Here is a 26,331-nt window from a genome sequence, read left to right on the forward strand (position 1 = left end):
ATGTCCCGAATACCCCACCCCCTGGTCACCACCCTGTCCACCCTGGCCCTCGCCGCGGCGGGCCTCACGGTCACCGCCGGCACCGCGCACGCGCAGTCGTGCAGCCAGGACTACCTCCCCCTCCCCGACCCGTACTGCCAGCCGGGCGCCCTCAACCCGGACGTCACCCAGTCCACCATCGGGTCGACGATCTGTGTCTCCGGCTGGACCGCGACCGTACGGCCGTCCACCTCGTACACCAACGCCCTGAAGAAGAAGCAGATCGTCGAGTACGGCTACTCCGACACCAGCACCTCGGACTACGAGGAAGACCACTTCGTGCCGCTCGAACTCGGCGGCGCGCCCAAGAGCGAGCTGAACCTGTGGCCCGAGCCGCACTACGGCGATGAGACCTCGGGGGACAAGGACGTCGTCGAGAACAAGCTCAAGAAGGCCGTGTGCGCGGGGGAGGTCAGCCTGTCGGACGCCCAGGACGCGATCATCACGGACTGGACGACGGCGCTCTCCAGCCTCGGCCTCGGCTGACCCCGGCCCTCCGGCCGCTCAGGCCATCCAGAAGAAGACGGCCGTCATGCGCTTGTCGTCCAGCTCGCTTCCGCAGTAACCGGTGGCACTGTGCATGATGTTGGCCTTGTAGAGGAGCAGCCTGTTGTAGCGCTGCGGCACGCGCACGTCCTCGGTGAACGCGTCCGGTGAGACATAGCGCGTGCCCAGCGCCTCGACCAGGTTGGTGTGCGGCGCCTGCACCATGTTGCCGCCGAGGACACCGCCGGGCAGGTGCTGGCGGTAGAAGCTCGTGCCGCAGTCCTTGGGGATGTTCGGACTGAGATAGAGCACCGCGGCGTAGCGGCACAGCGCCCGTGAGTCGGTGTGCGGACGCGGCTCGCCCTCGTCCTTGCCGACGACCTGGATGCAGTTGTGGTTGAGGGTGCCCCCATCGGGCGCGGTCTGCAGCCACAGCTTCTGCGCGCCGGTCTCCTTGCGCACGAGCCGTTCCACGTGGGCGAGTTCGGCCGGTTCGAGTCCGGGCATCGTCCGCAGCCCCGGCCAGCTCTCCTGGGTGTACGGATACCCCTTGGTCCAGTCGTCCTCGCCCTTGGCGAGGCACCGGGCCCGTACCTCGTCCACGTTCGGCAGGACGTCGTCGAGGACCCAGTAGTCACGGCCTCGGGTGGGCTTGCGGTACGGGAGTACGGGCAGGCGTGGGGGCTGTGGGGGCATGCGGGTGAACCTACAGTCCGGGCCCGTCGCCGTTTCTCATCGGTTGGTCAATGTTCCGTCAACACAACCCGTTTAACAGGTAAGGGAGTTGAGCCGACGGAACACGGTCAGGGGGTCGGTGACGCCGGGCTCGACTGCGTCTGGTCCGGGGTCTCCGCGGAGCTGTCGTCCGGCGAGAACACCGCCATGCTCACGAACATCGCCGTGAGGAAGAGTGCCGCCGCGGCGATCAGGCCCACGGCGCGCGGCCGCTGCACGACGAACGTACGCAGCGAGGGCTGTGCGCGCCGGCCGCCGGACGACTGGCGGTCGCGGCGCCCCGACGCGGCCGGACGCTCGCGGCGGCCTCCCGTGGCGGGGCGTTCCCGCTGAGCGGTGATGGCGGGGCGCTCCCGCTGGCTGCCCGGCTGCGGGCGCTGGCGATGGGCCGCCCGGTGGCCCGGGCCCGGAGCGGCGGAGGGGAGCTTGTACGTCGTCGCCGGGCCGGAGTCCGTACGGGGGAGCGCCGGCGGCTCCATGACGGGCACCGGGGTGTGGCGCTGCTGCGGGACGACGGCGGGGAGCGGCTCGGGGCGGCCCTGCCAGGCGCCGGTGCCGAACCAGTCGGCGGCCTGCTGGGCGGTCGGCCGGTCCTCGGGACGCTTGGCGAGCAGGCTCAGCAGATAGCTCTCGAAGGCGGGCGGCAGCGAGACGCCCAGCTGGTGGAGCGGCACGGGAGCGCTGTCGAGATGCTGGTGGAGGATCGCGATCGGGGTGTCGGCCTGGAACGGCGGCTTGCCGGTCAGGAGTTGGTAGAGCACACAGCCCAGCGAGTAGACGTCGCTCGGGGGTCCCGCGGGCTTGCCGAGGGCGCGCTCCGGCGCGATGTACAGGCTGGTGCCGACGATCTGCCCGGTCGCGGTGAGCGCGGCCGAGGGGTCGTCCATGAAGCGGGCGATGCCGAAGTCGCCGATCTTGAGGGTGCCGTCCGCGTCGAGCAGCAGATTGCCGGGCTTGATGTCCCGGTGCACGATGCCCTGTTGGTGCGCCACGGCGAGTCCGGCCGCGGCCTGCGCGGCGATGCGGGCGACGCGCTCCGCGGGCAGCGGACCGTCGTCGGCGAGCACCCGGGAGAGGCTGTCGCCGTCCACGAACTCCATCACCAGGAACAGGCGGCCGTCGTGCTCGCCGAAGTCGAGGACGCCGACCACATGGGGGTGGTGCAGCCGCCCCGCGGTCTGGGCCTCCAGCCGGAAGCGGGAGTCGGCGGTGGGGTCGGAGTTCTGGGCCAGCAGGACCTTGACCGCGACCGGCCGGCCGAGCATCTGGTCGTACGCCCGCCAGACCTCCCCCATCGCGCCACGTCCGATGGTCGTGTTCAGCTCGTACCGGCCCGCGATCAGCACCTGTTGTTACATCCTCATGCCGTGAGACGAATGCCGTGAGACCGCTCGACCGCCGTCGGCCATGACTCCGCGGAACGGGTGATGGTGGGGGGCCGGAGCGGATCACAGCCTAACGGCACGCTCCCCTTTTTGATCACGGTCTCCCCCCTGTGATGACCGAGTGGTGACGAACCTGTCGCACAATCCCCGCGTGTCCGGCACTCCCGGCGCGGCGGCGCCCGGCTCCTCCGGACGCCCGCCGACGGGCGCGACCCGTCGGGAACGGGCCATTCGGCGCGGGGCTCCCATGCCGCTGACCGGGGGAGGACGGTCCGACATCGGCCAAGTTCGTAAGTCAGTCGATTGACTTGATTTCTGGGAAGGGATGGCCTGACAGCAGGACCCCACCCCCCGCAAGCAGGAGGCCATCATGAGTGACGGACATACCGAGCGGAACGAGCCGCTGCCCTATCCCTTCGCCGCCCCGACGGCCCTTCAGGTGCCTACGGAGTGGTCCGAGTTGCGGCAGACGTGCCCGATCGCGCGGGTGACGCTGCCCAGCGGCGACGAGGCGGCGCTGCTCACCCGGTACGAGGACGTCCGCAGCGTGCTCGCCGACCCGCGCTTCACCCGCGAGCTGAGTGCGCCCGGAGCGGCCCGGATCACCGACACCGAGTCGGGGGGACTGTTCAACAGCCCGGTGTCGCGGACGCTTGCCGCCGAGGGGCACGAGCGATGGCGCCGGATGGTCGGCAAGTGGTTCACGGCCAAGCGCATGTCCGCGCTGCGGCCCGGGATCGAGGCACGGACGGAGGAGCTCGTCGACGAGATGCTGGCGCACGGCCGGCCGGCCGATCTCGTCACCCATGTGGCCTTCCCGCTGCCGGTGTGGGTCATCTGCGACATGCTCGGCGTCCCGGAGAGCGACCGTGAGGCGTTCGCGCACTGGTCCGACGTCAGCCTCAGCCTGACGCGGTTCGACGAGGCCGAGATCGACACCGCGCAGGAGGAGTTCACCGCCTACCTCAGCGAGCTGGTCGAGGGCAGGCGCGCACACCCCGGCGACGATCTGCTGAGCCGGCTCATGGACGCGACCGACGCCGAGGGGCGGCCGATGTCCGGGGCTGCGCTGGTCGCGACGGCCCAGGCGCTGCTGGTCGCCGGGCACGAGACCACGGCCGGGATGATCGCGAAGATGGTGGCCCTGCTGCTGGCCGACCGCCGCCACTGGGAGCGGCTGCTCGCCGACCGGTCGCTGGTGCGTACGGCCGTGGAGGAGGTGCTCCGCTTCGACGGCAACGGCGGTTTCGGCCTGCCGCGCTATCTCTCCGAGGACGCCGTGGTCGGGGGCGATGTGGTGCCCTCCGGAACGACGGTGATCTGCAGCATGGCCGCGGCCAACCGGGACGAGAGCGCGTTCGAGGGCGCCGACGAACTGGACCTGGGCCGCAGCCCCAACCCGCACATCGCGTTCGGCGCCGGCGCGCACTCCTGTCTGGGCCAGCCGCTGGCCCGCACCGAACTGCAGACCGTGCTCGACGTGCTGCTGCGCCGTCTGCCGGACCTGGAACTGGCGGTAGAGCCCGGCGAACTGCGCAGGGTGGAGGGTCTGGTCGTCGGCAGGCTCCAGGAACTTCCGGTGCGGTGGTGAGGAGGACATGAAGATCACGGTTGACGAGGCGAAGTGCTGCGGTGCCGGTCAGTGTGTGCTGCTGGCGCCGCACGTGTTCGATCAGCGGGAGGAGGACGGGATCGTCCAGCTCCGCGACGCGGAACCCCCGCCCGGGCAGCACCCGGCCGTACGGGAGGCGGCGACCATGTGCCCGGCCGCCGCGATCACGCTCACCGGGACGGACTGAGGGCGTCCGCCGGGTGGCCTGCGGCCGGACGCGTGAATTACGCGGTCCGGCCGCGGGAGGGCGGGCTCGTGGCGGCGGGGGCCGAAATAGTGTCCCCGCATGACGGAAATCCTCAGCGGGCCCACCATCGGGGAGCTTCAGGAACGCGCCCACGACGAGGGGCACGACTACGCCAAGGGCTCCCCGCACATCCGGCATCACCGCATCCGTGAGCGGGTGATCTCGGGTCTGCACGCCCTGGTCGGCGAGGTCACCGACCGGAACGGGCAGTGCCGGGTCCTGGAGGTCGGTGCCGGGCACGGGACTTTCACCGACCATCTGGTGGCGGCCGGGGCGAGGGTCGAGGTGACGGAGATGAGCGCCCCCAGCGCGGCGGTTCTCCGGCACCGCTTCCGCAACAACCCGCGCGTCACCGTCACGCACGACCCGGAGGGAGAGGCGGTCCTGCGGGCGGAGCCGCTCGACGCCGTGGTGTGCATCTCCGTGCTGCACCACATCCCCGACTATCTGGGTGCCGTCGAGCACCTCGTCGGCCGTATCGCTGCGGGCGGTGCCTTCTTCAGCGTCCAGGACCCCTTGTGGTACCCGCGCCGGTCGGGCGTCTCGATGCGGCTGGACCGGGGCGCGTATCTGCTGTGGCGGCTCGGCCAGGGAAACCTGCGGCGCGGACTGGCCACCCAGGCGCGCCGGCTGCGCGGTCACTACGACGAGACGAACGAGGCCGACATGGCGGAGTACCACGTGGTACGGCAAGGGGTGGACGAGGTGGCCCTCCAGGGGCTGCTGCGACCCGCGTTCCACCAGGTCGAGCTGCAACGCTACTGGTCGACGCAGTCGGATGTGCTCCAGTCGCTGGGGGACCGCTTCGGCCCCGCCACCACTTTCGGCCTTCTCGCCCGCAACCGCCGGGCCTGACCGTCGCGCGGGTTGTCCACCTGCCGACCGCCACGCCTGCCCACCGCCACGTCGGATTGATCGGGACCAGCAGGGCGATCGACATCAGCACGCTCAGCACGAGCAGGGCGGTGGCGGTGACGACGAACCCCGACCCGGCGTCGCCCCAGCCCACGACCGGCCGGACGGCACCGGCAGCGAGCGCTCGGCCCGGCCAGGGGTTCGACGGCGTGGGCCGTGACCGGGGCGATGCCGAGCAGGAGGAGGAGCGACGCGAGGGTGCTCCGCACGAGAACGGGCAGGAGGCGCATCCGGTGTCCCTTCGGTCCCTGGCGCCTCGCAGGCGCCTGCATGCGGGCGAGGACAGCCGGTCGCGAAGAGGGATGACAGGCGGGGATGACGGGCGGCCTCGTCGTGGTCCGCCGCCCAGTTCATGCGGGTCGTACGCGGACGGGAGGAAGGCACCGCAGCAAGTCACCCGATCCGATGAACGCCGTTCCTCGGACGGCCCAGGGGCCGGGCGCCGGACCGGCACCGCGTTGAGGCCCGGCCACCGAGGCGCGGCCGCGCCTCACGGCACGGGCGGGCTACGACAGGGGACGCGACGAGCGCCCCGGCGCCTCGTTCCCCGTGCTCCCGGCTCCGCCGCGCGTCCGGGACCGGCCGAGGGACCAGGCGCCCAGAGCCACCAGCACGGCTGCTCCGAGCCCGTACACCGGCAGCCACAGGGTCGTGGTGGACGCCAGACAGTCGGCCATGACGGTATGACTCTGGCTCTGCTGTGCGTGGGCCAGCGCCACGGGGTCGCGTCCGGCGAGGCCGGCCAGCGTCGCCTCCACCCGGAGGCGCTCGTATCTGCCCAGCTCACGGCACTGGGCGCGGGTGCCCGGCATGGGGAACAGCCATGACCAGCGCTGCATCATCGGCGCCAGCGTGATCGCGATGCACAGGCCCACGACCACCGCGTAGGTCATCAGGTTCACGGCGTACGCGGAGCGCAGGCCGGGCGCCCACGAAGGCAGGCGGTAGAAGCAGAGGACCAGCGCGAGGAGCGTCACGCCGAGGTAGGTCGCGAACCACTGCCAGGAACCCTGGGCGAGTGCGGCCGTCAGCACGGCGGCCAGCGCGATGCCGATGACTCCCGGCTGGGGCGCGGCGCCGGGGGCGCCCGTGCCGACGTCTTTCCGGGCTCTTCGAAGGCCGAGGTCGTCCACCGTGTCTCCCGCCTGGTCACGAGGGCACCAGTGTGTGGGCACCGATCGCACCCCGTCCCGGGACCGGGCCGGACCGCCCGCGAGCCCGCCCGGTTGGCGGCGCCGTCCGTCGCACTCGGCACAGGTCCCTGGCACCCGGCACAGAAGGAGCCCGGAACCGGCTCGGCACCCGGCGTGATGCCGGGTGCCGAGCGGTTGCGGACGGTGCCTGTACGGTCACGGGGCGACTCGACGGTCACCCCGCCCGGTGTCAGGGGATGTGGCGGGCGATCCCGGTCGCCCTGCCCATCACCCACTCCAGCGGCCCGCGCTGGAAGGAGCGCGACCACAGGGTGGCGAAGGCGGCGACGGCCACGATGAAGCCGAGCAGCACGTGCAGCGCCGGGCCCGGCAGCTCGTCGATGCCCAGGGCCTGGATGGCGATGATGTGGGCCACGTACGCCGTCATCGACATGGTGCCGACCGCGATGACGGGCCGGGCCAGACGGCGCAGCCGGGGGAAGGCGTCCACCGCGGAGAGGCACAGCGCCAGGACGGCGATCGCCACGCCCGCGTTGGCGAGGATCGACAGGGTCGTCTCGCTGTGCGGGGAGGCGGCCAGCAGCCAGGCCGGGGTGGTGCCGGCCGGGTAGCCCGCGACGTCGGACCACCAGGCCGACCCCGCCGCGTCGCCCGCCCCGGAGGCCCCGATCGCCTCGAGGGCACCGGGGACGAGGTGCAGCGCCAGCCACGAGCCGCCGTAGCCGACGACCGCGAGACCGGCACCGGTCAGGGCGATCCGGCTACGGACGACCGCCGACGTCAGGTCGAGGCGGGCCACGGCCATACCGGCCAGGACGAACGGGAGCCAGGTCAGGGCCGGGTAGCTGCCCGTCACCAGCAGGGAGACCAGGCCGTCGGGCCGGCCGGCCGCGCTGGGGCCGGTACTGACCAGCGGCGTCAGCACGTAGTCCAGCTGCGGGAACACCAGGGCCGTACCGACGGCCAGTGCCGCGAGCGGCCCCGCGCTGAGCCGGTACAGCGGCAGCACCAGCAGGAAGTACAGCCCGTAGAAGGCGAGGATCACATCGACCGGGGCGCCCCACATGGTCAGGGCGCTGCCCACGGCCAGCAGGATGACCGCGCGGATGATCACCTTGGCGACGGCCTGCCGGCCGGCCTGCCCGGTCTTGGGCGCACGGCGCCCGGTGATGAGAACGACCGCGAAGCCGGCCAGGAGGGCGAACAGGGCGGAGGACCTGCCGTGCGCCAGCTCCATCAGGAAGCCGGTGACACCACCCTTGGCCGGGTCGGGTCCGACATGGGCCGCGAACATGCCGAAGACAGCCAGACCGCGGGCCAGGTCCACGCCGACCAGACGGCCCGTCGAGGGCCGCCCGCTCTGCTCTGTTCCGTTCCCCCGTACTCCGGTGGCGCTCTCGGGCACTCGGGGCCGGGGCACGGTGAGGACTGCGTCGTACGTCATGCGTTCCAGAGTGGAAAAGTACTGGTCAGCGCGGTATCCGGCAGGAGTCCGCGCGACCCCCGCCGACCGGCGGCAACGGGCCCCCCGACCGGCTGGACCGCACGTGCGGGTCCCCGCGGCGGGCGGTGGCCGGCTCCGGCCGTGAGAGGCGGATGCCTGGGACGGTGGGGAGGCGGATCCTTGGAGGGGGGCGACTAACCGGAGGGCGGAGCGCACGTGATCCGGGTGGCGGTGGTGGACGACGAGGCGCTGGTCCGGTCCGGCTTCAGCCTCATCCTCAACGCGGCGGACGACATCGAGGTGGTCACGACCGCGACCGGCGCGGACGCCCTGGACGCGGTCCGGGAGCACCGGCCGGACGTCGTCCTGCTGGACATCCGTATGCCGGACGTGGACGGCCTCACCGTGCTGCGGGAGCTGCGCGCACTGCCGGATCCGCCTGTCGTGGCCATGCTCACGACCTTCGACGCCGACGAGTACGTCCTGACGGCCCTGCACTCCGGCGCGGCCGGCTTCCTGCTCAAGGACACCGAGCCCGACCAGCTGGCCCAGCTGGTGCGCACGCTGGCCGCCGGGGGCGTGGTGATGTCCCCGCAGGCCTCCCGGACCCTGCTGCACACCCACCCCGGCGCCGAGGCCTCCGCCGTCGACGAGGAGGCGGCCCGGGTCGAGCTGCTGACCGACCGGGAGCGGAACGTGCTGGTCCTGCTGGCGGAGGGCCTGTCCAACGCCGAGATCGGAGCCCGTCTGCACCTGGGCACCGGCACGGTCAAGGACCACGTCAGCGCCATCCTCACCAAACTGCGCGTGGCCGGCCGGGTACAGGCCGCCCTGCTCGCCCAGCGGGCCGGGCTGCTGGACACCGACCGGGAAGGGCGGTGATCGAGATGACCGGTACGGCCGGTGCCACCGGGACTGTGGGGACGACCGGGGCCACGGGGGTCACCGGGGCGATCGCCCGGCCCGGGAAGCAGTTCTGGGAACGCGTACCGGCGCCCGTGGTGGATGTGGCTCTGGTCGCCCTCGCCGCGCTCGACGCGGGGCTCAACCTCTCGGACGACACGCCGTTCGGACTGGCCCTCGCCGCCGTCGCCTGCGCCGCCCTCGCCGTCCGCCGGCGTTTTCCGCTGATCGTCTTCCTGCTCACCCTGCCCGCCACCCTGATACAGGACACCCTCGTCGCGCCGCTCGCGGCCCTGTTCACCCTGGCCGTGCGCTACCGGGACCGCCGTCTGCTCGCCGTGTGCGCGATCCTGTCGGCGATCGCCACCGCGATCCCCTGGCCGCCGGGCCCGAGCACATGGATCGGCCGGACCTGGACCCTGGTCGACTTCGTCTACACCCTGGCGACCGCCGCCGCCCCCGTCCTGCTCGGCCAGCTCGTCCAGGCCCACCGCGACCTGTCGCAGCGCCTGACGGAGATCGAGGAGGCGAGGGAACACGAACGCGTCCTGCACGCGCAGGCCGTCCTCGCCCGCGAACGCGCCCAGCTGGCCCGCGAGATGCACGACGTCGTCTCCCACCAGGTCAGCCTGATCGCCGTGCAGGCCGGAGCCGTCCAGGTCGCCGCCAAGGACCCGGAGACCCGGGAGGCCGCGCGCTCCATCCGCGCGCTGAGCGTCGGCACGCTCGACGAACTGCGCACCATGGTCACGCTGCTGCGCGCCTCCGGCGGCGACGTCACCGAACTGACCCCGCAGCCCACCCTGGCCGACCTGCACAAACTGGTGGCGTCCAGCGGTATCGAGGCGGAGCTGAAGGGCGAACTCTCGCCCACCGTGGGCACGCCCGCGCAGCGGGCCCTCTACCGCACGGTGCAGGAGGCCCTGACGAACGTCCGCAAGCACGCGCCCGGAGCCAAGGCCACCGTCGAGCTGTGGCACGACGGCCCCGAGGTCGGCGTGACGATCAGCAACACCGCGCCGTCCCGTCCGGCCCTCCCCCTCCCGAGCGCGCACCAGGGTCTGGTGGGCCTGAAGGAACGCGCCGACATCCTGCACGGCACCCTCGAGTCCGGCCCGACGGCGGACGGCGGATTCCGGGTACGGATGCGGATCCCGGCCCACGCGGACTGACCCGGACCGGCCGCGCACCGTCGGCAGGCACCGTCGGCGTGGTCACAGGAAACTCAAGAATTCACCCAACTCACGTGCAACCCTTGCGTTTTTCCGAAGGTCTCCTGATCGCGACGCCCGGGTCCCGGGATCCGGGTCCCGGGATCCACCGCGACCGTACGACCGTTGGAGACTCCTTGCGCAAGCGCACCCTTCTGCTGACCGCCGCGCTTCTCGCCTCCGGCCTGACCCCGTTGGCGCTGGCCGCCCCGGCGACCGCGGCCACCTCGTTCGCCCAGGCCACCGCCGACGTCCCCGGCACGCCCGAGTTCGGCGACACCTTCGGCTACGACGTGTCGGCCGCGGACACCAACGGCGACGGCTACCCGGACCTCGCGGTGGGCATCCCCGGCGAGACGGTCGGCAGCGGTATCTTCCACGACGGCGCGGTCACCGTCCTGCGCGGCGGCAAGGGCGGCCTCACCGGCAGGAACTCCCTCCAGTACGACGTCGGCACACCGGGTGTCGCGGGCGACCCCGCCGAGGAGGGCGACGCCTGGTTCGGCTCCTCGGTCCTGCTGCGCGACTTCAACCGCGACGGCCGGGCCGAACTGGTCGCCGCGGCCGACGAGATCGGCCGCCTCCACCTCCTCCCGGGCACGACTTCCGGCCCCACCGGGACGGGCTCGATCCTGCTCACCCCCCAATTCCTCGGTCTGGGTGCCCGCCCGTACTTCGGCGCGGCACCGGAGGACTGACCCCACTCCCCGACCTGCCACTTGTCTGGAGACACGGACGTGAAGCACTCCCTGCGCGGCACCACCGCGCTCGCCTGCCTGCTCGTCGCGGGCCTCACCCCGGTGGTCCTGTCCACCCCCGCCTCCGCCGCCCCTTCCGGCCTTCAGGGCGACTTCAACGGCGACGGCTACCGTGACGTGGCCGTCGCGGCCCCCGCCGCCACCGTGAACGGGAAGTCCTGGGCCGGACAGGTGGCCGTGGTCTACGGCACCGCGAGCGGACTGAACCCCGCCAAGCACCAGTTGATCAGCCAGAACACCGCGGGCATCCCCGACGACGCGGAGAAGAACGACCAGTTCGGCGACCAGATCGCCACCGCCGACCTCAACCGCGACGGCTACAGCGACCTCGTCGTCGGCACCCCTCACGAGAAGGTCGGCAGCGCCCAGGACGCGGGCACGGTCACCATCGTGTGGGGATCGAGAAACGGACTGTCCGGCGGTACGACGGTGAAGAACCCCCAGACCCTGTACGGGAGTTACTTCGGGCTGGGCATCGCGTCCGCCGACTTCACCGGCGACGGCAAGCCCGACCTGGCGATCTCGGCACAGAGCGACGCGCGCACCCCCGCGTGGCGGATCCGGCTGATCCGGGGCCCGTTCGCCAAGTCGGGCACGACCGGCAAGGTGTCGTCGTACTCCCCGGGAGTCGACAAGCCGGTTCTCACCGCGGGCCGGGTCAGCGGCGACACCAAGGCCGACCTCGTGGTCACCGGCCTGAGGCCCGACCACGACCAGCTCGCCACCGCCGTCTACTACCGGGGCGCCCCCGACGGCATCAGCAAGGCGGCGACCCTGCGCTCCGCCGCGACGGCCGCGATCGGCGACCTGAACAAGGACGGCTTCGGGGACATCGTCCTCGGCAACCCCGAGGACCCGGCCGACGAGCCCTCCGCCTCCACCGGCGGCAAGATCCACATCATCTACGGCACCTCGTCCGGCCCGAGCGCCACCCGCCGTGTCTCGCTCTCGCAGAACACCGCGGGCGTCCCGGACTCCTCGGAGTACGGCGACCGCTTCGGTCAGGCGCTGGCGATCGGCGACTTCGACAAGGACGGCTACGGGGACCTCGCGGTCGGCGCGCCGGGCGAGACCTTCGGGGACGACTCCGACTACCGCGCCTCCGCGGGGGCGATCACCCTGCTCCGGGGCTCGGCCTCCGGCCTCTCCACCACCCGCCCGGTGTTCCTGACGCAGGACAGCCCCGGCGTCCCGGACACCCTGGAGACCGGCGACCGCTTCGGCCAGACCCTCCTCGCCTCCGACGTGAACCACGACGGCCACGCCGACCTCACGGCCGTCGCCGCCCAGGAGAACGACCCGGAGGGCGCGGCCTGGTTCCTGCCGGGCGCCTCGTCCACCCTCTACTCGACCACGGCCTCGACCACCTTCACTCCGGCCAGGCTGGGCCTGCCGTCCCGCACATACACCGAGTTCGGGGCCGGCCTGGCGGGCTAGGTCCTGTCGTCAAACTCCCGCCGTCCGCCCGGAGGGCGGGCTCTGCGGCGTCAGGTGCGTGCTCTCGCCGCACCGGCCGAAAGCCCGAGTACATCCAGTACGAGGACTTGCGGCCGGCACTCCCCCAAGCTCTTCGAGCAGGGGGTACCCCCAGAGCACGCACCGAACGCCGCTCCTTCACGGGCAAACGTTGCCTGCCGGGGCGCTGGTGCTGTGCGCGCGGACGCTCGAGGGCCCGGGGCGGGTGCCGCCCCGGACCGGGTTTCGGGACGCGGGGAACGGCCCGGTCAGCCGAGACACACCACGAGCAGGCACAGGTGTGACGGTGAGGTCGGTTGCGACGACGGGTTCGTCTGCGGGGTGCCCGGGTCCGACGTGCCGGTGGTCGCGGACGGGGACGCGGTCGGCGTCTGCGCGGACGTACCGGAGCTGCCCGTGCTCGTCGAGCCGCCGGCGGCGGGCGCGGCCGTCTGCTGCTGCGCGGCCATGGTCTGGGCGGGCACCGGAGCGGCCGCGGAGTCGGGCCGGGTGTCCGGCCGCTCCGTACGGGGCGTGGTGACCGGGCCCTGCCCGCGGGGCGTGCCGATGGCGGAGGACTCGGCGGCGGACATGGTGTGCGAGGGCTGCGGTGCCGACGAGGACCGGTCGGTGCCGGGCGAGGCCGTCTCCGGCAGGCTGTCCGCGCCGGTCTGTTCGCCCGCGACGCCCATGCTGCGGTTGTCCGGCGCCGCGGCCGCCTGAGCCCGGTCGGGGGCCTGCCGGTTCAGCGCGGAGATGGTCAGACCGCCACCGACGATCGCGACGGCGGTCGCGACCGCGGCGCGCCGCTTGTTCTTCTTCCAGCGGGCCAGCTGGCGGCGCCGGGCCGCCCGTCCCGTCGGCGCGGCGGAGGGAGGGCCGTCCACCTCGTCGGACGGGTCGAAGGACGGGGTGTCCACGTCGTCGGACCCGTCGAAGGGGTGGGTGTCCCCGGCGGGAAGATCGCTGTCGTGCCACGTGGGGGACAGGGCGAACTCACGCGCCTGGGTCCCGGTCATCGCCGCGCCCGTCGTCGGGGTGTAGGCGCGCGTGGTCATGGGGGGAGCGATGTCCGGGGCATAGGCTCCGCACCCCGGACACACCAGGGCGCCATTGAGATGCCGACGGCACGAGGAGCAGTAGTCCATTTGCGGTCTTCCTGAGTCGACTGCGCCTGCAGCCTCGGCCGCGGCCTGGCCGCGTTCGCACACGGGTTCCAGCGGCTAGTCACGCTAACGGGGCTTTCGTAAGACTCTGTGGGTCCCGTGTGGCACTCCTGGGTGGATTCTCTGGCGTTCGTGGGCGTGGTGTGCTCGGCCGTACGACGCCGGGTGGCGCGGACGGACCCGGCCCGGTCCCGGCGCCGAAGGCCCTGACCTGCCCCGACGGCCCCGCGCACGCCCACGGTGGGGGCAGCATGGCGTGCCCGATCTCCCCGTGCCAGGTTGCGCCCCCTGATCGTGAAGGTGGTGTGGGGGACTTTCATGAAAACGGCGCGCTTCTCGACGCCAACCGCCGTAGCGCTGCTCCTCGGAATGACCACCGTCATCGGTCCCGGCGCGGCCGGCGCGCACGCGGCGTCGGACATCCCGCTGCCGATCGCGCACTTCGCGCACATGGTCGTGGACGCTCCCCACGGACACCTGTTCATCAGCGGCGGCGCGGGCACCGACGGCATCCTCGTCACCGATCTCGACGGCGGGAACCCGACGACGATCGGCGGTGAGCCGGGTGCCACCGGCCTCGCCCTCTCCGACGACGGATCCCTGCTCTACGCGGCCCTCCCGGACCAGGACACGATCGCGGCGATCAGCACGGAGAAGCTGACCGAGTCGGCCCGTTACGCCACGGGAGCGGGGACCCGTCCGCAGTCGCCGGTCGTCGCCGGGGGAACCCTCTGGTTCGGGTACGGCACGGCGGGCGCCGGCGGCATCGGATCCGTCGACGGGTCCGGCACGGTCACGTTGCGGCAGGACTCCGGCAGTTGGGCGGGGCCGCCGACGCTGGCGACGACCCCGACGCCCTCCGGTGTGCTCGCGGCCGCCCGGTGCCGCCGGACACCACCCCGCCCGCCGCGCCCGCCGCCGATTGAGAGGGCCGGCACGGACCAGGGAGGACAGCACGGAGGCCCGGGTTCCCGACCCGGGCCTTCGGCGTCCTCGGGGGTAACCGGCCGGGAACGGATCGGTATCGGCCCTTCCTAGCCTGCACGAGCCGGTTCCGGCGGAACGGACACCGTGTGAAGGGGAGTCGTCGCCACCCGGCCGGGCCTCCCCGGCCGTCCGACCGCCGGGATCCGCCGCCTGTTCCCTGTCCGCATCGGGCCCGTCCGGCCCGTGCACCCCCCATGGAGGAACCTATGCACCCGTTGCTGCGTATCAGCGAGGAGGTCCGGGCCGCCCTCGCCGACGGGCGTCCCGTCGTGGCTCTGGAGTCCACCGTCATCGCCCACGGCCTGCCCTACCCCGGCAACGTGGAGACCGCGACGGCGATCGAGAAGGCGGTGCGTGACGCGGGCGCCGTGCCCGCCACCATCGGCCTGGCCGACGGCCGCTTCACCGTCGGCATGAGCGAGTCGGACCTGGAGCGGTTCGGCACCGCCCAGGGCATTCCGAAGGTGTCGAGCCGTGACATCGGAGTGGTCCTGGCCGGCGGTGGGCTCGGCGCGACCACGGTGGCGTCCTCGCTGGTCGCCGCCTCCCTCGCGGGAATCCGGGTGTTCTCCACGGCAGGTGTCGGAGGCGTGCACCGCGGCGCGGGCGAGACCTTCGACATCTCCGCCGACCTCGTGCAGTTCACCCGCAGCCCGGTCGCCGTGGTGTGCGCGGGCGCCAAGAGCATCCTGGACCTCGGTCTCACGCTGGAGTACCTCGAGACGCAGTGTGTGCCGGTCATCGGCTACCGCTGCGACGACTTCCCCGCCTTCTACTGCCGCTCCAGCGGCCACCGCAACCCGCAGCGGATCGACGAACTGCCGCTGCTGGTACGGGCGTTGCGCGCGCACTGGGCGACCGGCACGGAGGTGGGCGCCCTGGTGACCCACCCGATCGCGGAGGCCGACGCGCTCGACTCCGAGTACGTCGAGGGGGCGATCACCGACGCCCTCGCACAGGCGGACGCGCAGGGCGTCACGGGTCCCGCCATCACCCCCTTCCTGATGAAGGCGGTCAGCGCGGCCACCGCGGGGGCCAGTGCCGCCGCCAATCGCGCGGTGCTCGTCTCCACCGCGGCCCTCGCGGGCGAGGTCGCCGTCGCCCTGACGGCGGCCGGTCAGGAGGAGACGTCATGACCGGGGCGCTGCTGCTCGACCTCGACGGCACGCTGCTCGACACCCCGGGAGCCATCGCCCGCACACTCCGCTCCGTCCTCTTCGAGGTCGCCGGACGCACCGTCGGGACGGACGCGGTGCGGGCCACGGTCGGCAGGCCGCTGGACACCTCCGTGGCCGCGCTGCTCGACCGGGACCCCGCGGACCCGGTGGTCGCCGATGCGGTCGCCCGCTACCGCGAGGCGTTCGCCGCCACCGTGCTGCCCCGGGCCCGCGAGATCGTCCTGCCGGGCGTCGTCGAGGGACTCACCCTGGCCCGGGAGGCCGGGGCGGCGCTCGCCGTCGCCACCAGCAAGGTGCGCGCGAGCACCGAACCGCTCCTTCGCGCCGCCGGTCTGGACGGCTTCTTCGACACGGTCGCCTGCCACGACATGGTCGACCGCGGCAAGCCCCACCCCGACCTCGCCCTCTACGCGGCGGACGCACTGGCCGTGCCGCCGGAGGTCTGCGTGGTCGTCGGCGACAGCGGCGACGACATGCGGATGGCGCGCGGGGCCGGGATGCGGGCGCTCGGCGTCACCACCGGGGTCGCGAGCGCCGAGACGCTCGCCGAGGCGGGCGCGCACGCCGTGTACGACCGGTTCGACGAGCTCGTACGGGACGCGCTGACACGCGAACGCGAGGTGGTCGGGCCATGACCGGGACCGGACCGGCCGGCCGGGCGCAGGCGGCCGACGTCGCCACGGCCGCCCTCGCCCCCGCCGTCTGGGGCAGTACGTACCTCGTCACCACCGAATGGCTGCCGCCGGGCCGCCCTCTGCTGGCCGCGACCGTCCGGGCCCTGCCCGCCGGACTGGCGCTGCTCGCGATCACCCGGTGTCTTCCGCGCGGCGCCTGGATCGGCCGCGCCCTCACCCTCGGGGTCCTCAACATCGGGGCCTTCTTCACCCTGCTGTTCGTGGCCGCGTACCGGCTGCCCGGCGGACTCGCCGCGATCATCGGCTCGATCCAGCCGATGATCGTGATCGTGCTCGCCTTCCTGCTGCTCCGCGAGCGGGCCCGGCTCAGCGACTGCCTCGCCTGTGTCCTGGGCACGGCCGGCGTGGCGCTGCTGGTCCTCAGCGCGCAGGCCAGGCTCGACCTTGTCGGCGTGATCGCGGAGCTGGCGGCGACGTCGAGCATGGCCGCCGGAATCGTGCTGGGCAAACGGTGGGGGCGCCCGGAGGGCGTCGGACTGCTGGCGTTCACCGGCTGGCAGCTCACCGCCGGTGGTCTGCTCCTGCTGCCGCTGGCCCTGGCCGTCGAGGGGCTCCCGCCCCGGCCGACGGGCGAGAACCTGCTCGGCTTCGGCTATCTGGCGGTGATCGGCGCACTCGTCTCGTACGCCCTGTGGTTCCGCGGCATCGAGCGGCTGCCCGCCTTCACGGTGTCCCTGCTCGGTTTCGTGAGCCCCGTGGTGGCGACGGCACTGGGCTATGTGGTGCTCGACCAGTCGCTGTCGCTCGCTCAGATCTGTGGTGTCGTCCTGGTGTTCGGCTCCATCCGGCTCGCTCAGCGGTCGGCGGTCCCCCGCGCCCGAGCGCCCCGGCCTGCTGGTCCCGGACCGGGAACGGATCGGGAACGGGCGTTCCTAACCTGGCCGCGACAACGTCAAGTGAGGGAGAGGTCAGTGCAATGACCGAGATCGTGCTCATGTCCGGCAGCGTTCGGGACGGCTCGTACAACTCGGCGGTCGTCGCCACCTTGCGCCGTATCGCCGAGGAGCGCTTCGAAGGGGTGCGCACCACCGTCGTACACCCCGCCGAACTGCCCTTCTACGACGAGGGCATGGACGCGGCGAACGGCTCCGAGGCCGTGCTGCGGATGCGTAACCGGGTCGCCGCCGCGGACATCCTGGTGATCAGCACCCCGTCGTACAACGGCGCCGCCCCCGGCGTCCTCAAGAACGCGTTGGACTGGCTGTCGCGGCCGTACGGCGAGAGCTGCCTGGACGGGCGGATCGTGGCCGTCGCCAGCGCCTCGCCCGGCCCGCGCGGGGCCGTGGACGCGCAGCCGGGACTGGTGGAGGTGCTGGGGCACGCCGGTGCGCTGGTCGCCGAGCACCCGCCGGTGGCCGTGGCCGACGCCGGGGAACTGCTCACGGCGGACGGCGAGTTCGCGGGTGCCGAGACCCTGGACGCGCTGGAGAGCCTGCTGCGGGCCGCGCTGGCGGCGGCCCGGGAGCCCGTGCCCTCGCTCGCCGTCTGACCCCGCGTACCCTCGACACCACGCCCGTACCGCCACGGAGTCACATGCACCCAGTCCTGGGCGGCCGGTGTTCCGGCGCCCCTCCTCATTGCCCGGCCCACATGCTCCGGGTCACGATCGCGGTACCGGTCCACGGCCGGGCACGGACGGCAGAACAGTCGTCCGCGCCCGGCCGTGCCGCCGTTGCCGGTGGCGCGCCCCGTCCTACGCTTCCCGCCCGCCACCCGACCTTCCCCGCCCCCCACCCCTCTCCCGACACCCTTCCGCCGAAAGTCCTCCGCCGAAAGCCTTCGCCGTCATGAGCACACCACCCCCGCACCGCCGGATCCTGATCGCCGGCCCGACCGCCGCACTCGTACGGGCGGCCGGAGCGGCCGGGTTCCGGGTCTGGTCCCTGTGTGACGCCCGCCGATGTCCGCCCGAGGAACTGACCGCCCTCTCCGAACGCGTACTGGTCGCCGACTTCGGCGACGAGATCGCGCTCAAGGAGGCCCTGGACGCCGCCGCCGAGTCCGGCCTGCACGTCAACCCGCCTGCCGCCGCGAGGCTGTTGGCGGACCCGGACGCCGTACGGCGGCTCGTGCACGACAACCAGCTGTGTCCGCCGGAGGCCGCCCAGGACGCGGCCGGGGACCGGTACCGGGTCGACACGCTGAGCGTGCACGGTATGCACCACACCGTCGGCATCACCGCCGAGACCCCCTACGGCCTGCTGCATCCCGCCCCGCTCGCCGGTGACACCGCCGCCACGCTGCGGTCGGTCGTCACCTCACTGCTGGACCTGGCCGGGTACCAGTACGGACCCGCGCACACCGAGGTCGTCCTCACCCCGGACGGGCCGGTCACCACCGGCTGCGCGGCCGTCGTCGCCGACGAACCGGTGCCGTGGCTGGTGCGGGTGGCCTCGGGGCGCGAGCTCGTCACGGACGCCTTCGAGGTGCTCGCCGGACAGGACGTCGCGCCCGTACGGGCGCTGCGGTTCGCGGCCTCCGTCACGCTGCCGGAGATCCCGCCGGGCGAGGTACGCGCGTTGCCGTACGTGCGCCACGTCGTGGCGTCCGACGGCGAGCGGGGCGGCCAGGCCGTCCTGGAGGCCGAGTCGCCGGAGCACGCCGCCGAACTCGTGTCGCGCATAAAACGGTTGTTCGACTGATTTCCTTCGGGAACGCCGAATGTCCCGGTGGCCGGCCACCGGGACATTCGGCGTACGAGGGGGAGAGCGTGGTCAGGAGCTGAAGGCGCGCTGGTGCCAGACGAGGCCCCCGTCGGCGCCCTCCGGGGCGTCGACCTCGGTGACCCGGCCGATCAGGATCGTGTGGTCGCCGCCGTCCCGGGCCGCATACCGCTCGCAGGTCAGCCGGACACCCGCCGCCAGCGCCGGGGCCGGCGCCGGTCCGGGCAGCAGGGGCGCGTCGGTGAACCGGCGGTCTGCCGGACCCGCGAAGCGCATCGCCAGGTCCTCGTCGCCGGGGCCCAGCACATGGACGCAGAAGAACGGCGCGGAGACCAGGGCGTCGTGCGAGCCGGCGCGGCGGTCCAGGCAGACGAGGAACAGCGGCGGGTCCAGGGAGAGCGAGGAGGCCGCGCTGACCGTCATCCCGCGGGGGGCACCGAGGTCGTCGTAGCAGGTCACCACCGTCACCGGGGCCGCCAGCGCGGCCATCGCGGAGCGGAAGGCCGCCGGGTCGACGGACTGCCGGACGCCGGAGGGCGCCGTCAGTAGCGGGGTGCTCATCGGACCGCCTCCACGCGCCGCGCGGTCGGCAGCAGGCGGCCGTCCGCGGGAGTGTGCAGACCGGTGCGGACGTCCCAGGCGATCCGGCCCGCCCGCAGCGTCGTGACCACCCGGCCGGTGAACGTCCAGCCCTCGTACGCGGACCAGCCGCACTTGGAGCGCACGTCCGCCGCGGACATCTGCCATCGCTCGGCCGGGTCGAAGAGCACCAGGTCGGCGTCCGCGCCGGGCTCCAGACGGCCCTTGCCGGGCAGTTCGAACAGGGCCGCCGGCCCGCTGCCCATCAGGCGCACGAGATGGCGGGCCGCCTCGTCGGCGGGTACGGCACGGGTGCGCAGCCCAGTCCAGATCGACACCGCCAGCTCCTGCACCCCGGGCAGTCCGGGCGGCGCGTCGGCCGGCGGGCGGTTCTTCTCCTCGACCGTGTGCGGGGCGTGGTCGCTTCCGGCGGTGGCCGCCTCGCCGTTCAGAACGGCCTGCCACAGGCGTTCCCGGTCGGGCTCGTCCCGGATCGCGGGCGAGAGCCGGGTGCGCGGGCCGCGGCGGCAGGTGTCGGCGTGCGTGAAGGAGAGATGGTGGCCGGTGACCTCGAAGGTGACCGGCAGTCCCTCACGGGCGGCGGCGACCAGCAGGTCGATCTCCTCCGCCGACGAGGTGTGCAGCACATGGGCGGCGGTGCCGTGGCGCCGGACCAGCTCCACGACCTGGGCCACCGCCACGATGGCGCCCGAGCGGGGGCGGTGCGGCTCGTACTCGGCGTAGGAGTGCGGGTCGCCGCGCCAGGAGTCGAGCAGATCGAAGACCTGCTGGTCCTCGGCGTGCAGGACCAGCCGGACACCGCCTCGGGCGGCCGCCTCGAAGGCGGCGTCCAGCTGCGCGCGGTCGCGGAAGACGACCGGGGCGGTGTGGTGGCCCGCCATGAACACCTTGGCGGAGGTGGCGACATCGGGGTCCAGGGTGGCCAGCAGACCGGGGTTGGCCGGGTCGGCGCCGATGTGGAAGCGATGGTCCACCCCCGCGTGGCCCGCCACCAGCTCCGCCTTGGTCCGCAGGGCGTCCTCGTCCAGGCCGGGCGGCCGGGTGTTCGGCATGTCCATCACCGTCGTGACGCCCCCCGCCAGCGCCGCGGCGCTCCCGTGCGCCCAGTCCTCCTTGTACTCCAGGCCCGGCGTGCGGAAGTGCACATGGGTGTCGATGAGTCCTGGCAGCACATACCGCCCCCTGGCGTCGATGCGCGGTCCCTCGGGCAGCGGGGCGTCCGGCCCGGGCAGGGCGGCCACCTTGCCGTCGTTCACCACGACCGTGCCCTCGCGCACACCCTGCGGGGTGACCAGCCGGCCGCCCTCGATGATCAGCTGTTCCATGACATGCTCACCAGTTCCCTGCACAGATCGTTGGTCGGTCCCATGAGGGCCACGGCACGGGCGTCCCGGCCGTGGCGGTTGACGGGGTGTGTCTCGACGTAGCCGGCGGAGCCCAGCATCCGAGCGGCCTCCGCGCACACCTCCTCGGCGCACACCGAGGCGAAGAGCTTGGAGTGCAGCGTCGCCATGCCGGGGTCGGGCGCGTCCCGGCGTCCGGCGCGCTCCACCACCGCGCGGGCCGCCTCGACCCGGGTGGTGAGGTCGACCAGCCGGTGCCGCACCGACTGCTGGGCCAGCAGCCCGCGGCGGGCGGCCTGGTCGGTGACGGCGTCCAGGGCGGCCTGGGCGAGGCCGACGGCGACCGCGCCGAGCGTGGCGCCGCTCTCCCGTACCCGCGCGATGATCGAGGCGGCGGCGCCGAGCGGGCCGAGCCGGTCGGTGTCCGGCACCCGGCAGTCGTGCAGCGAGACGAAGCCGGTGGCCGAACCGCGCATCCCGGTCAGCCTCATCGAGGTGTCCGGCCTGAGGCCCGGGGTGCCGGAGCGGACGAGGTAGAAGGTCTGGCCCGCGGCGCCGTAGCCGGTGTCGGGGGCGGCGCTGTCCTCGGGAGTGCCGGTCTGGGCGAGGACGAGGTACAGGTCGGCGATGCCGGCGCTGGTGGTGAAGGACTTCGCGCCGTCCAGCAGCCAGTCGCCGCCGGGCAGCCGGCGGGCGGTGGTGGAGAGGTTCTTCTTGTTCGCGCCGGCGCCGGACTCGCTCCACGCTGACGCGGCCAGCCACTCCCCGGAGGCGAGCTTCGGGAGCAGTTCGCGGTGCTGGGCGTCGGTGCCCTGTTCCACGATGCGGCTGGTGACGGCGTAGTGCTGGAACAGCATGATCGAGGCGGAGGCGTTGACCTCGGCCACCTGGGCCACCCGCCGGTTGAGCTCCACCGCGTCGGCGCCCGCCCCGCCGAACCGGCGCGGCACGGCGAGACCGAGCAGCCCGGTGCGGCGCAGCACGGCGACGGCGGCGAGGTCTGGCTCGCCGGTGCGGTCGGCCTCCTCGGCGCAGCGCGCCAGTTCGGCGAGGCCGTCGGTGAGGTCGGCGAGGTCGGCGGGGAGCGCCTCGGGGGCGGCGGCCGGGTTCACAGGGGCAGTGACAGGCATGACGTGTCCTCGGAGCGTGAAGGGGAGGGAAGGCCGTAGGCGCCGACGGGGGGCGCCACGGTGCGCTCGTAGCTGACGTACTTGTCGGCGACGGAGACCCAGCCGAGGCGGGGCGCGTCGGCAGGGCCGGTGATCCGGGCCCGGGCCCGCAGCGGGCCGCCGGGGGTGAGCAGCCGGACCAGCCCGGGCTCGTGCCCGGCGGCGCGGGCCAGGGAGAAGGGCACGGTGCCCTCGATGCCCACCGCGGTGCCCAGGCAGATCGCGCCGGTCAGGGCGAGCGTGGGGTGCCAGGACGGCACGGAGACCGCGCGGACCGCGAGTTCGCCGTCCGAGCCGGGCAGCAGGGTGGCGATCTTCGGGAACGCGCCGGAGGAGTCCCAGCCCATCTGCGCGCACACCGCGAGGCGGACCCTGCCCAGCAGGCCGAACAGCTCGTCCCCGGCGGTGAACAGCTCCCTCGTGTCCCGCACCCCGAGATCGCCCGCGCCGACGAAGACGTACGGGTTGCCCATGTCGACCAGGGACACCGGGATCCGCCGGCCGTCGAGCCGCACATGGGTGACCGGCTCCCCGGTGACGAGCAGGTCGCCGACCGGGCGGGCGGGGGTGCACAGGAAGTGCGCGGTGAACCGGGTGCGGTCGGGGCCGGTCTCGTCGACCTCGCAGACCACGTGGTCGCCGTTGTTGACCACGTTGACCCGGACCCGCCGGCCCGGCTCCAGCGGCGGGATCATCCCGTCGCGGGCGGCGGCCTCGACGGCGGCGAGGATCGAGTGGCCGCAGGAGCCTCGGGTCTCGAAGCGGCCCCGACCGCCGGGCAGCGACTGCACGAAGTAGTAGTCGAGGTCGAACAGCGGATGGGCGGAGGGGCGGACGACGGCGTTCTTCAGCACGGTCCGCCGGGTCGCGGGGTCGAGTCCGTCGCGGATCCCGGCCAGGCCCTCCAGCAACTCCGCGTCCCCGGCGGGAAGCCGGTCCGCGTCGATGACGAGCGTGGGGCACGGGGCGCCCTCGGCGCGCACCAGGTGGGTCGCGCCGGTCCGGTCGATCGTGGCGTTCACCGTGCCTCCTGTGGTGCCGGGGCGGATATGGAGGAGCCGGCGAAGAACTGGTCCCGCCACATCTGGTGGGTCATCAGGGACCACAGGGCCAGGGAGACCTGGTCGGACGGGCGGGCCGCCTGCTCGGTGAACAGGCCCTCGACCGCCTCGGGGCGCAGCCGGCCGTCGGCGCGCAGAACGGCGGGCGCGAGGGTGGCGCGGGCCAGGTCCCACAGGGCGGAGCCGGGCTGGAGCATGGCCGTTATCGGCAGGGTGAACGGCTGCTTGGGCCGGTTGAGCACGCTGTCCGGGACCAGTCCGCCGGCCGCCGCGTACAGGGCGCGCTTGACCCCGCCGCCGGTGATGCGGTGTTCGTCGGCCAGCGTGGTGGCGTAGCGCACCACCGAGGGCTGGCAGAACGGCAGCCGCACCTCGACCGAGCTGGCCATGCTGAGGTGGTCGACACGGCGCAGGTGGTAGGCGGGCAGCCGGTAGCGCTGCTCCACGGCGCACAGCCGCTGGAGCCGGCTGCCCGGACCGTGCCGGAGCGTGAGCAGCAGGTCCTCCGGGAGCGCGGGGCCCCGGTCGGCGACGGCCGCCGCGTAGTCGTCGGTGTAGAGCCGGGCGCGCAGCGCGGCGGGCACGGCGGCGAGGTGGTCGAGGTAGGTGTCGACCCAGCCGGGGCCGCAGGGCGCGGTGACCGCCTGGGTCATCCGGGCGTAGCCGCCGAAGAGTTCGTCGGCCGCGTCGCCGGTGAGCGCCACCTTGAAGCCCGCGTCGCGCACCGCCCGGAACAGCGAGAAGGTGCTCAGCGTGATCGGGTCGGCGTTGGGCTGGCCGAGGTGCCAGACCACGTCCGACAGCAGCTCGGGGAAGCTCGCCGGGTCGATCTCCACCTGGTGGTGGACGGTGCCCGCGGCCCGGGCGACCTCCGCCGCGTAGGCGCGCTCGTCGAAGGGCCAGTCGCCGGAGTAGGCGATGTTGAAGCTGTGCAGTCCGGAGTGGACGCGCGCGGCCAGGGCGGTGACCAGGCTGGAGTCCAGACCGCCGGAGGTGATCGCGGCCACCGGGGCGTCGGCGACCAGGAGCCGGGAGACCTCGCGGCCGAGCAGGGCGCGCAGTTCGTCGCCGGTCTCGTCGAGGGTGCGGTCGTGCGGCTCGGCGGCCCCGGAGCCGGCGCGCACCCGCAGCCGGGGGCCCTCGCCGCGGGTGACGACGAGGGTCGCGGCCGGCGGCAGCACGTCGATGCCCTCGAACATGGTGCGCTCGCCGAACGGGGTCTTCAGCGACAGATAGGCGTCCAGACCGAACGGGTCCTCGTGGGCGGGGATGTCGGCGAAACCGAGCAGCGCGGGGATCTCGGAGGCGAACCGGAACCGGCCGGTGGCCGCGTCCCACGTGTGGTACAGCGGCTTCATGCCCGACTCGTCGGTGGCGATCACCAGGCGCGGCTCGTCGCGCAGGTCCATGACGGCGACGGAGTACATGCCGTCCAGGTGCTCGGGGAAGCGGTCGCCGTAGAGGTGGTAGAGGGCGGGCAGGACGGAGCCGTCGCAGCGGTCGGTGAAGGTGAACCCGTGCCGGGTGAGGCGGGCGCGCAGCTCGTCGTGGTTGTACAGCTCGCCGTTGAAGACGACGGTGACGCCGTCGAGGTGGTACGGCTGGTCGCCGCCCTCGGGGTCCATGATGGACAGCCGGTTGTTGCCGAGGGCCCACTCCGGGTGCCCGGCCCCGGTGCCCGCCGTGAACGACTGGGCGTCGGGCCCGCCGTGGTGCAGCAGGGCGGCGACCGTGCGCAGCTCGCGGTGGGCGGTACGGGCGTTGAAGGTTCCGTAGATACGGCACATGGCGTCAGATCACCTCGGAGGAGACGCCGGCGGCGTCGTAGAGGGCGGGGTCGAAGGGGGTGGGGCCGCCGCACGTGACGAACCGGCGGGCCTCGGGGCCGGTGTGCGGGTTGCGCGCGCCGTGCAGCACTCCGGGGGCGGCGTAGAGCACGTCACCGGCGGCGACGTCAACCCAGCGGTCGACGAGGTACATCTGGCCGACGCCCTCGAAGGCGATGAACGCCTCGTCGGAGTCCGGGTGCAGATGGACGTTGAAGGTCTCGCCGGGCTCCTGGATGCCGCAGTGCAGACACAGCCGGCAGCTGCCGGAGCCGGGCCAGAAGACGAAGTTCATGGCGGCCCTGCGGCCCTCGGCGCTGACCTGACCGGTGCCGGCGAAGCCCTGCAGCCGGGTGGTCTCGTCCCACAGCGAGGAGAAGGCCTTCGGGTCGGCGCCGGGGCGGCGGCCCTGCTGGAGCGGGGACCGCCACACATAGACGGTCAGGCCGGCGTCGTCGGCGGTGAGGGCCAGGGCGCGGCCGGTCGGCGCGTACGCGGCCGAGGCGGGCCCGGCCGGGCGGCTCTCGCCGTCCACGGTGAGCCGGCCGGAGCCCGCGAAGACGACCGCCGTGTTCTCCTCCTCCAGGGTGTGCGGTGGACTCCAGGTCTCACCGGGCGCGATGCGGGCCACGTGCAGCGTGACCCAGGTGGCCCCGGCCTCGGGGCTCACGGGCGTGGCGACGGTGGTGCGCAGCCCTTCCTGGGGCTCGAACGCCAGTTCCTCGGAGCGGATGATCCGGGCGTGGCCCAGGTACGTCGCGGTGCGCGTCGTTGTCATGGGGTGACTCCAGGCTCGTACGGCACATGCGTCTCGCATGTCGTGTTCGTCCCGAGCGTCGAGGGAGGCCGTACCGGTGATGTCCCCGCCCGCTCCCGGTCCGGGGCGGAAGACCGGGACCGGGCGGGAGCCGACCGGGACCGGTTCGGGAAGGCGGGGCGGCACCTTTGGGGTGTCGCCGGGAGACGGTGGCAGGGACGAACCCCCGAGAGGAGGTACGACCGTGATCCGTAAGCCGGTTCGCCGGGGCGTCAGCTCCCGCAAGGCAGTGCTCTAGGCCTGATGGCCTTCGTCCCCCGTCCCTTCGGCTTTCGGGAAGGAGGAACAGTCGTGATCCGTAAGCCGGTCCGCCGGGGCGTCAGCTCCCGCAAGTCTGCGTTCTAGGCCTGACGGCCTCCGTTCCCCGCTCCTACGACCACCGGGAAGGAGGAACAGTCGTGATCCGTAAGCCGGTCCGCCGGGGCGTCAGCTCCCGCAAGTCTGCGCTCTAGGCCTGACGGCCTCCGTTCCCCGCTCCTACG

General features: G+C 73.2%; 25 protein-coding genes. 14 read left to right on the forward strand and 11 right to left on the reverse strand.

Translation table 11 applies throughout. The annotated features are described in order from the left end of the window. A complete protein-coding gene (locus ACFYX0_RS12690; protein ID WP_355914775.1) occupies positions 1-525 on the forward strand; it encodes a hypothetical protein in 525 nt (174 codons plus the stop codon). 18 nt (positions 526-543) lie between these two features. Here the strand turns inward: ACFYX0_RS12690 and ACFYX0_RS12695 are convergent, their stop codons facing one another. Further along, on the reverse strand, positions 544-1,221 hold the full coding sequence (locus tag ACFYX0_RS12695) for a DUF6445 family protein (RefSeq protein WP_388969678.1): 678 nt from the start codon (positions 1,219-1,221) through the stop codon (positions 544-546). Between the two features lie 107 nt (positions 1,222-1,328). After that, the gene (locus tag ACFYX0_RS12700) at positions 1,329-2,606 is read right to left on the reverse strand and encodes a protein kinase (protein ID WP_388969680.1); all 1,278 of its coding nucleotides are present in this window, start codon (positions 2,604-2,606) and stop codon (positions 1,329-1,331) included. A 409-nt stretch (positions 2,607-3,015) separates the two neighbouring features. Between ACFYX0_RS12700 and ACFYX0_RS12705 the strand changes: the two genes are divergently transcribed. The 3 genes from ACFYX0_RS12705 to ACFYX0_RS12715 all read left to right on the forward strand — a co-directional run bounded on the left by ACFYX0_RS12705 (position 3,016) and on the right by ACFYX0_RS12715 (position 5,359). Then, positions 3,016-4,236, forward strand: coding sequence for a cytochrome P450 (locus ACFYX0_RS12705; protein WP_388969682.1), 1,221 nt, complete (start codon positions 3,016-3,018; stop codon positions 4,234-4,236). Between the two features lie 7 nt (positions 4,237-4,243). Further along, positions 4,244-4,444, forward strand: coding sequence for a ferredoxin (locus tag ACFYX0_RS12710; protein WP_388969684.1), 201 nt, complete (start codon positions 4,244-4,246; stop codon positions 4,442-4,444). 99 nt (positions 4,445-4,543) lie between these two features. Next, positions 4,544-5,359 carry a class I SAM-dependent methyltransferase gene (locus ACFYX0_RS12715; protein ID WP_388969686.1) on the forward strand — a complete coding sequence of 272 codons (816 nt, stop codon included), beginning with the start codon at positions 4,544-4,546 and terminating at the stop codon, positions 5,357-5,359. Between the two features lie 566 nt (positions 5,360-5,925). Here the strand turns inward: ACFYX0_RS12715 and ACFYX0_RS12720 are convergent. Together ACFYX0_RS12720 and ACFYX0_RS12725 are read right to left on the reverse strand one after the other, a co-directional pair. Further along, a complete protein-coding gene (locus tag ACFYX0_RS12720) occupies positions 5,926-6,552 on the reverse strand; it encodes a hypothetical protein (protein WP_388969689.1) in 627 nt (208 codons plus the stop codon). A gap of 250 nt (positions 6,553-6,802) precedes the next feature. Continuing rightward, positions 6,803-8,017, reverse strand: a complete 1,215-nt coding sequence (locus ACFYX0_RS12725; RefSeq protein ID WP_388969690.1) for a DUF418 domain-containing protein — start codon at positions 8,015-8,017, stop codon at positions 6,803-6,805. A gap of 216 nt (positions 8,018-8,233) precedes the next feature. Here ACFYX0_RS12725 and ACFYX0_RS12730 point away from each other — a divergent pair, with 216 nt between their 5' ends. The 4 genes from ACFYX0_RS12730 to ACFYX0_RS12745 all read left to right on the forward strand — a co-directional run bounded on the left by ACFYX0_RS12730 (position 8,234) and on the right by ACFYX0_RS12745 (position 12,326). Next, positions 8,234-8,899: a response regulator gene (locus ACFYX0_RS12730; RefSeq protein ID WP_388969692.1), complete on the forward strand. Its 666-nt coding sequence runs from the start codon at positions 8,234-8,236 to the stop codon at positions 8,897-8,899. After that, positions 8,896-10,092 carry a sensor histidine kinase gene (locus ACFYX0_RS12735; protein ID WP_388969694.1) on the forward strand — a complete coding sequence of 399 codons (1,197 nt, stop codon included), beginning with the start codon at positions 8,896-8,898 and terminating at the stop codon, positions 10,090-10,092. The genes ACFYX0_RS12730 and ACFYX0_RS12735 overlap by 4 nt, the downstream gene beginning before the upstream one ends. A 176-nt stretch (positions 10,093-10,268) precedes the next feature. Next, positions 10,269-10,829 carry an FG-GAP repeat protein gene (locus tag ACFYX0_RS12740; protein WP_388969696.1) on the forward strand — a complete coding sequence of 187 codons (561 nt, stop codon included), beginning with the start codon at positions 10,269-10,271 and terminating at the stop codon, positions 10,827-10,829. Between the two features lie 39 nt (positions 10,830-10,868). Next, positions 10,869-12,326 carry a VCBS repeat-containing protein gene (locus tag ACFYX0_RS12745; RefSeq protein ID WP_388969698.1) on the forward strand — a complete coding sequence of 486 codons (1,458 nt, stop codon included), beginning with the start codon at positions 10,869-10,871 and terminating at the stop codon, positions 12,324-12,326. 287 nt (positions 12,327-12,613) lie between these two features. Here ACFYX0_RS12745 and ACFYX0_RS12750 read toward each other — a convergent pair whose 3' ends face one another. Then, positions 12,614-13,402 (reverse strand): hypothetical protein, encoded by a 789-nt coding sequence (locus ACFYX0_RS12750; RefSeq protein WP_388969700.1) that lies wholly within the window; start codon positions 13,400-13,402, stop codon positions 12,614-12,616. A gap of 477 nt (positions 13,403-13,879) precedes the next feature. On the opposite strand from ACFYX0_RS12750, the gene ACFYX0_RS12755 reads away from it, so the two are divergent. The 6 genes from ACFYX0_RS12755 to ACFYX0_RS12780 all read left to right on the forward strand — a co-directional run bounded on the left by ACFYX0_RS12755 (position 13,880) and on the right by ACFYX0_RS12780 (position 19,012). Next, complete coding sequence (locus ACFYX0_RS12755; protein ID WP_388969702.1) at positions 13,880-14,548, forward strand: hypothetical protein; 669 nt, start codon at positions 13,880-13,882, stop codon at positions 14,546-14,548. Positions 14,549-14,703: 155 nt separating this feature from the next. Further along, the gene (locus ACFYX0_RS12760) at positions 14,704-15,633 is read left to right on the forward strand and encodes a pseudouridine-5'-phosphate glycosidase (RefSeq protein WP_388969704.1); all 930 of its coding nucleotides are present in this window, start codon (positions 14,704-14,706) and stop codon (positions 15,631-15,633) included. Continuing rightward, positions 15,630-16,310, forward strand: a complete 681-nt coding sequence (locus tag ACFYX0_RS12765; protein ID WP_388969706.1) for an HAD family hydrolase — start codon at positions 15,630-15,632, stop codon at positions 16,308-16,310. Before ACFYX0_RS12760 ends, ACFYX0_RS12765 begins: the two co-directional genes overlap by 4 nt. Then, complete coding sequence (locus ACFYX0_RS12770; protein ID WP_388969708.1) at positions 16,307-17,290, forward strand: EamA family transporter; 984 nt, start codon at positions 16,307-16,309, stop codon at positions 17,288-17,290. Before ACFYX0_RS12765 ends, ACFYX0_RS12770 begins: the two co-directional genes overlap by 4 nt. Then, positions 17,287-17,859: an NADPH-dependent FMN reductase gene (locus ACFYX0_RS12775; protein ID WP_388969709.1), complete on the forward strand. Its 573-nt coding sequence runs from the start codon at positions 17,287-17,289 to the stop codon at positions 17,857-17,859. The genes ACFYX0_RS12770 and ACFYX0_RS12775 overlap by 4 nt, the downstream gene beginning before the upstream one ends. Positions 17,860-18,157: 298 nt before the next feature. Next, positions 18,158-19,012, forward strand: coding sequence for a hypothetical protein (locus ACFYX0_RS12780; RefSeq protein WP_388969711.1), 855 nt, complete (start codon positions 18,158-18,160; stop codon positions 19,010-19,012). Positions 19,013-19,084: 72 nt separating this feature from the next. Here the strand turns inward: ACFYX0_RS12780 and ACFYX0_RS12785 are convergent, their stop codons facing one another. The 6 genes from ACFYX0_RS12785 to ACFYX0_RS12810 are packed head-to-tail and all read right to left on the reverse strand — an operon-like array spanning position 19,085 to position 25,810. Then, positions 19,085-19,594 (reverse strand): flavin reductase family protein, encoded by a 510-nt coding sequence (locus ACFYX0_RS12785; protein WP_388969713.1) that lies wholly within the window; start codon positions 19,592-19,594, stop codon positions 19,085-19,087. Beyond that, entirely contained in the window at positions 19,591-20,958 is a 1,368-nt protein-coding gene (locus tag ACFYX0_RS12790; protein WP_388969715.1) for a dihydroorotase family protein, read from the reverse strand. The genes ACFYX0_RS12785 and ACFYX0_RS12790 overlap by 4 nt, the downstream gene beginning before the upstream one ends. Continuing rightward, the gene (locus ACFYX0_RS12795; protein ID WP_388969717.1) at positions 20,946-22,106 is read right to left on the reverse strand and encodes an acyl-CoA dehydrogenase family protein; all 1,161 of its coding nucleotides are present in this window, start codon (positions 22,104-22,106) and stop codon (positions 20,946-20,948) included. Before ACFYX0_RS12795 ends, ACFYX0_RS12790 begins: the two co-directional genes overlap by 13 nt. Further along, entirely contained in the window at positions 22,085-23,167 is a 1,083-nt protein-coding gene (locus ACFYX0_RS12800) for a PrpF domain-containing protein (RefSeq protein WP_388969718.1), read from the reverse strand. Before ACFYX0_RS12800 ends, ACFYX0_RS12795 begins: the two co-directional genes overlap by 22 nt. Then, a complete protein-coding gene (asnB, locus tag ACFYX0_RS12805) occupies positions 23,164-24,993 on the reverse strand; it encodes an asparagine synthase (glutamine-hydrolyzing) (RefSeq protein WP_388969720.1) in 1,830 nt (609 codons plus the stop codon). Before asnB ends, ACFYX0_RS12800 begins: the two co-directional genes overlap by 4 nt. 4 nt (positions 24,994-24,997) lie before the next feature. Then, positions 24,998-25,810 carry a cupin domain-containing protein gene (locus tag ACFYX0_RS12810; RefSeq protein ID WP_388969722.1) on the reverse strand — a complete coding sequence of 271 codons (813 nt, stop codon included), beginning with the start codon at positions 25,808-25,810 and terminating at the stop codon, positions 24,998-25,000. Between the last annotated feature and the right edge of the window lie 521 nt (positions 25,811-26,331).

This window comes from Streptomyces sp. NPDC002573 (genome assembly GCF_042889625.1).
GTDB classification, from domain to species: domain Bacteria; phylum Actinomycetota; class Actinomycetes; order Streptomycetales; family Streptomycetaceae; genus Streptomyces; species Streptomyces gibsoniae.

Bases quoted from the DNA above. Each gene is read 5' to 3' on its own strand.
- ACFYX0_RS12690 (WP_355914775.1), top strand. From the start codon at position 1: ATGTCCCGAATACCCCACCCCCTGGTCACCACCCTGTCCACCCTGGCC.
- ACFYX0_RS12695 (WP_388969678.1), bottom strand. From the start codon at position 1,221: ATGCCCCCACAGCCCCCACGCCTGCCCGTACTCCCGTACCGCAAGCCC.
- ACFYX0_RS12705 (WP_388969682.1), top strand. From the start codon at position 3,016: ATGAGTGACGGACATACCGAGCGGAACGAGCCGCTGCCCTATCCCTTC.
- ACFYX0_RS12710 (WP_388969684.1), top strand. From the start codon at position 4,244: ATGAAGATCACGGTTGACGAGGCGAAGTGCTGCGGTGCCGGTCAGTGT.
- ACFYX0_RS12715 (WP_388969686.1), top strand. From the start codon at position 4,544: ATGACGGAAATCCTCAGCGGGCCCACCATCGGGGAGCTTCAGGAACGC.
- ACFYX0_RS12725 (WP_388969690.1), bottom strand. From the start codon at position 8,017: ATGACGTACGACGCAGTCCTCACCGTGCCCCGGCCCCGAGTGCCCGAG.
- ACFYX0_RS12750 (WP_388969700.1), bottom strand. From the start codon at position 13,402: ATGACCACGCGCGCCTACACCCCGACGACGGGCGCGGCGATGACCGGG.
- ACFYX0_RS12755 (WP_388969702.1), top strand. From the start codon at position 13,880: ATGACCACCGTCATCGGTCCCGGCGCGGCCGGCGCGCACGCGGCGTCG.
- ACFYX0_RS12760 (WP_388969704.1), top strand. From the start codon at position 14,704: ATGCACCCGTTGCTGCGTATCAGCGAGGAGGTCCGGGCCGCCCTCGCC.
- ACFYX0_RS12765 (WP_388969706.1), top strand. From the start codon at position 15,630: ATGACCGGGGCGCTGCTGCTCGACCTCGACGGCACGCTGCTCGACACC.
- ACFYX0_RS12770 (WP_388969708.1), top strand. From the start codon at position 16,307: ATGACCGGGACCGGACCGGCCGGCCGGGCGCAGGCGGCCGACGTCGCC.
- ACFYX0_RS12775 (WP_388969709.1), top strand. From the start codon at position 17,287: ATGACCGAGATCGTGCTCATGTCCGGCAGCGTTCGGGACGGCTCGTAC.
- ACFYX0_RS12780 (WP_388969711.1), top strand. From the start codon at position 18,158: ATGAGCACACCACCCCCGCACCGCCGGATCCTGATCGCCGGCCCGACC.
- ACFYX0_RS12785 (WP_388969713.1), bottom strand. From the start codon at position 19,594: ATGAGCACCCCGCTACTGACGGCGCCCTCCGGCGTCCGGCAGTCCGTC.
- ACFYX0_RS12790 (WP_388969715.1), bottom strand. From the start codon at position 20,958: ATGGAACAGCTGATCATCGAGGGCGGCCGGCTGGTCACCCCGCAGGGT.
- ACFYX0_RS12795 (WP_388969717.1), bottom strand. From the start codon at position 22,106: ATGCCTGTCACTGCCCCTGTGAACCCGGCCGCCGCCCCCGAGGCGCTC.
- asnB (WP_388969720.1), bottom strand. From the start codon at position 24,993: ATGTGCCGTATCTACGGAACCTTCAACGCCCGTACCGCCCACCGCGAG.
- ACFYX0_RS12810 (WP_388969722.1), bottom strand. From the start codon at position 25,810: ATGACAACGACGCGCACCGCGACGTACCTGGGCCACGCCCGGATCATC.